2 protein-coding genes are annotated in these 2,473 nt (G+C 68.9%); both read left to right on the top strand.

The window, feature by feature from the left end; all coding sequences use genetic code 11:
* Window positions 1-1,459, top strand: a 1,459-nt coding sequence (locus AC1DOC_RS29265; protein ID WP_478131078.1) for an efflux RND transporter permease subunit, incomplete at its 5' end; no start/stop codon positions are given.
* A gap of 183 nt (window positions 1,460-1,642) precedes the next feature.
* On the top strand, window positions 1,643-2,473 hold an 831-nt coding region (locus AC1DOC_RS29260), incomplete at its 3' end, for a tyrosine-type recombinase/integrase (protein ID WP_478131077.1).

The raw sequence follows: 2,473 nt of genomic DNA, 5'->3' as shown, positions 1-2,473 counted from the left end.
GGACGAAGGCGACCTGCTCTACATGCCGTCGGCGCTGCCCGGGCTTTCGGTGTCGAAGGCGTCCCAGCTGCTGCAGCAGACCGACCGGCTGATCAAGACGGTGCCCGAGGTCGAGCGCGTGTTCGGCAAGGCGGGACGCGCGGACACGGCCACCGATCCAGCGCCGCTCGAGATGTTCGAGACCACCATCCAGTTCAAGCCTCGGGCGCAATGGCGCGCGGGCATGACGGCCGACAGGCTGGTCGAGGAACTGGACCGTGCCGTCAAGGTGCCGGGCCTCAGCAACGTGTGGGTGCCGCCGATCCGCAACCGCATCGACATGCTGGCCACGGGCATCAAGAGCCCCGTTGGCATCAAGGTGGCCGGGGCGGACCTGGCCACCATCGATGCGCTGACYACCCAGATCGAGGCAGCGGTCAAGGGCGTTCCCGGCGTGTCGTCGGCCCTGGCCGAGCGGCTCACCGGCGGGCGCTACATCGATGTCGACGTCGACCGGCTCGCGGCAGCGCGCCATGGCCTCTCGGTGGCGGACGTGCAGGCCGTGGTGTCCACCGCCATCGGCGGCGACAACGTGGGCGAAGTCATCCAGGGGCGCGAGCGCTATCCGATCAACCTGCGCTATCCGCGCGAGGTCCGCGACTCGCTCGAGCGCCTGCGGCAGCTGCCCTTCGTCACGGCCAGGGGCGCGCAACTGCTGCTGGGCGATGTCGCCAACATCCGCATCGAGGACGGTCCGCCGATGCTGCGCAGCGAGAACGCGCGGCTGTCGGGCTGGGTCTATGTGGACGTGCGCGGGCGCGACCTGCGCTCCGCCGTCACCGACATGCAGGCAGCCATCGGCCGCGTCGTGGAGATGCCCGCGGGCTACGCGGTGTCATGGTCCGGGCAGTTCGAATACCTGGAGCGCGCAACCGAGCGGCTGAAGCTGGTCGTGCCCGCGACGCTGGCGGTCATTTTCGTGCTGCTCTACCTGCTGTTCAGGTCGTTCGGCGACGCGGCGCTGGTGATGGCGGCCGTGCCGTTCTCGCTGATCGGCGGTTTCTGGCTGGTCTGGGCCCTGGGCCACTCGGTCTCCGTCGCCACGGCGGTGGGCTTCATTGCGCTGGCCGGCGTGGCGGCCGAGTTTGGCGTGGTGATGCTGGTCTACCTGAAGAACGCGCTGGCGCGGCGCCTGGCCGCCGGCGAGCCGATGGACGACCAGACCTTGCGCGCCGCCATCCGCGAAGGCGCCGTGCTGCGCGTGCGGCCCAAGGCCATGACGGTGGCCGTCGTCATGGCGGGCCTGCTGCCCATCCTCCTTGGCAGCGGCACCGGCTCGGAAGTGATGACGCGCATTGCCGCGCCCATGGTGGGCGGCATGGTCACCGCGCCGCTCTTGAGCATGCTGGTGGTTCCGGCTGCGTGGTATTTGCTGCGTCGCCGAGGGAGTGCCGTGAGATCCGACAAGCAAATACACTAACGGCAATCGATTCCATAAACCAGAACTCCATTCCGTGCCCAGCCATCCTTTCGCTCATCAAACAAACTTCTGCCGTTAGCGTATTTTTCTATGCCGTCGCTTCCCCTCTTCTCCGAACCCTCCGGTGAATCGCATCAGGCGGCGTTTGCCAGCTGGCTGGCCGCGCAGCAAGAAAACGGCGCCTTGCGGCAGCCCTCTTCCATCGCGGTCTATCGCGACATGTGGGGCAGTTTCACGGCCTGGTGCCTCGGCCAGTCGCCTGCGGTGACGCTGGCGTCGCTGGATAAGGGCGACCTGTCGGCGTTCCAGCAGGCGCGCTTCGGCATGAAAAGCGACGACCTGTCGCTGTCGCCGCGCTATGCGCTGCGCCTGCTTCGGCTGATCGACCGGGTGCTGCGCCACCATGCACAGACGCACGACGTTCCCGTCAACACCGCCGCCGCGGACTGGATCGCAACGCAGCCGGAGATTCGCTATGCGGATTCGGTGCGGGCCGATCCGCTGCCGGAATTCCTCTCGGTCTCCGAGGCCCGGCATCTCATCGTCTTTCTCTCGAGCGCCCGGCCACGTCCCGGCGCGGCAGGCGACCGGCATGCCCAGGCCGCGCTGAGCTGGCAGGCGCTGCGCAACCGCACGGCCGTTGCCCTGCAGCTGGGCGCGGGGCTCACGCCCGGAGACGTCCGCCTGCTGCGGCTCGATGCGCCCACATCGCAGATGGCCGGCCGGCGCGATCGGCCCTGGAAGGTTGCGGTGCCGGGCAACGGCAATTCGCCGGCGCGCGAGGCACCGGTCGCTCCCTGGGCCGGCGAACTGCTGCAGCACTGGCTCAAGGTACGCGCCGAGCTGTTGATCGCGGGCGAGTTCCTGTTCCCGGCCACGCGCAGCGGCAAGCCCTGGAGCAAGGAGGCGCAGTACGTTGCCGCCAAGCAGGTGCTGCAGGATGCGGGCATCGAGGCCGCCGGCGGCGGCTCCTTCCTGCTGCGCCACACCTTCGCGCTGCGCCAGTTGCGCAGG

It is taken from the genome of Variovorax sp. 01T439_2, from assembly GCF_056398445.1.
This window is presented reverse-complemented; position numbering and strand designations above follow the sequence as displayed.